Here is a 1,827-nt window from a genome sequence, read left to right as displayed (position 1 = left end):
TTGTCCGACTGGTGGCGCAGGTGGCCCAGCGTCAGCTGCGAGGTCTGCTGGCTGCTGGCCAGCTGCACCCGCAGCTGCTGGTCCGAGTCATCGAACAGCAGGTGATTGCTGCCCTGCCCGCCGTCCCATTCGCGTGAGCGGATGCCCCACACCGCACCGGCGTGCCGGTGCGCATCGTCCCCCCCGCCGGCGGCATGCCAGGCCGGGGCGTGGCCACCGCTCAGGTTGCCCTGCGCACTGCTGCGCTGGTCGCCGGCCTGCCCGTAGATCGCGCGATCCGTCTCGCCCTCGGCACCGGCCGGGGTCGGCGCCACGCCCGCTTCGCCGCGGCCGTTGTACAGCGCGCCCAGCACGATGGGCCGGTCGATGTCGCCCTCCAGGAACCCCACCACCACTTCCTGGCCGATGCGCGGCAGGAACTGGCTGCCCACGCCCGGCCCGGCGTAGCGCTGGGCCACCCGCAGCCAAGTGGTATCGCCCTGCGCATCCTGGAAATGGAAACGCACGCGTATCCGCCCCAGGCTGTCGGCGTGGACGTCCTGCCCGCCACCGTCGTGGCCGGCCACCACGATGGCGGTCTGGTAGCCCGGCGCGGTCGGCCGGGGGTTCAGGCGCGCGCCGGTGGCATCGTGCAGTTGGGGCCGCCAGGGCTGCGTCCGCTCCACGGCGGTGAAGGTATTGCCGTAGCCCACTTTCTCGGCCGAAGCCCAATTGGTCGTACTGCCGTCCATCAACACGGCACCCAGCGTCGTCTCCACGCTCCTGCGCAGGTCGGTCGGCAGGTTGTTGATGCCGGTGTGCTCCACCGCGACCAGCAGCAGCTCCGGCGGTTCGGCAAACGGCGCCTGTTGCACCCGCACCCAGGTGCCGGACTGCAACCCACGCACGCTGCCCTGTCCGTGCCAGCACCGGCTGTGGGCTTCCAGCACCTGCGCCTGCAGCTGCGCGTAATGATCGGCCGTGGCGCCATCGGCGAAAGCATACGCACCGGCCGGGTCGTAGTGCTCGCGCTGTGACTGCGTGCCACCGCCGTCCACCGGCAACTGCCGCGCGATGCTGCTCACCCGGCGGTAGTCATCGCTGAGCACGCTCACGCGCGTGCTGGTCAGCTGCCGCTGCCGGCCCAACAACTGGATGCTGTCACTGGATTCGGTCGCATCACTGCGATGGAAGCGCACGCCTTCGGTGCTCGCCGCGCTCTCCGGCAGACGCACGCTGTCGGCAAAGATCTCCATGCCGTTGCCGCAGCGTGCCTGCGCATCGTCCTGCAGCCGCCAGCCCAGCCCTTCCTCGGCCAACAGGCGCTGCACGAAGTCCAAATCGCTCTCGCGGTACTGCACGCAGTAGCTGCGCACCCGGTCACCGAGCAGCGCATCGCAGCCCTCGGCCCATTGCCAGCTGGCCAGGTCGCCGTGTGCCTGCAGCACCTCATCGACGATCTGGCGCACGCTCTTGTCCTGGAACACGCGGCTGTTGCGCGCATGCTGCAACCACCATGTCCACGAGGCCAGCGACAGCCGATAGCGCACCAACCCGCCATCGCTGCCCAGCCGGCGCGCTTCGCAGACCAGCCCGCTGCGCTTCCACGCACCGCCAGCGGCGGTACGCGCAACCAGCGTCGCCGCCGAACCCAGCAGCGCCTCCAGGTCCACCGTCTCGTCGGTACAGAGCACATCCACGTCGGTGCGCGCATGCGCCCCCAACGCATCCCGCCCCCACCAACGCTCCACCACGCCCTCCCCAAGGAGGTCACTCTCCAGCCGGTACAGGCGCTGCGCGCTGTTCAACGCGGCGACCTGTGCCATCAGGTTCGTCAGCTGATCCATG

1 protein-coding gene is annotated in these 1,827 nt (G+C 70.1%); it reads right to left on the bottom strand.

What is annotated here, in order from left to right; genetic code table 11:
* Nucleotides 1–1,805: type VI secretion system Vgr family protein (locus ACIPR8_RS20025; protein WP_446542185.1), on the bottom strand; the 1,805-nt coding region annotated here is incomplete at its 3' end.
* Nucleotides 1,806–1,827 lie beyond the last annotated feature (22 nt).

It is taken from the genome of Stenotrophomonas sp. LARHCG68 (genome assembly GCF_052871705.1).
This window is presented reverse-complemented; position numbering and strand designations above follow the sequence as displayed.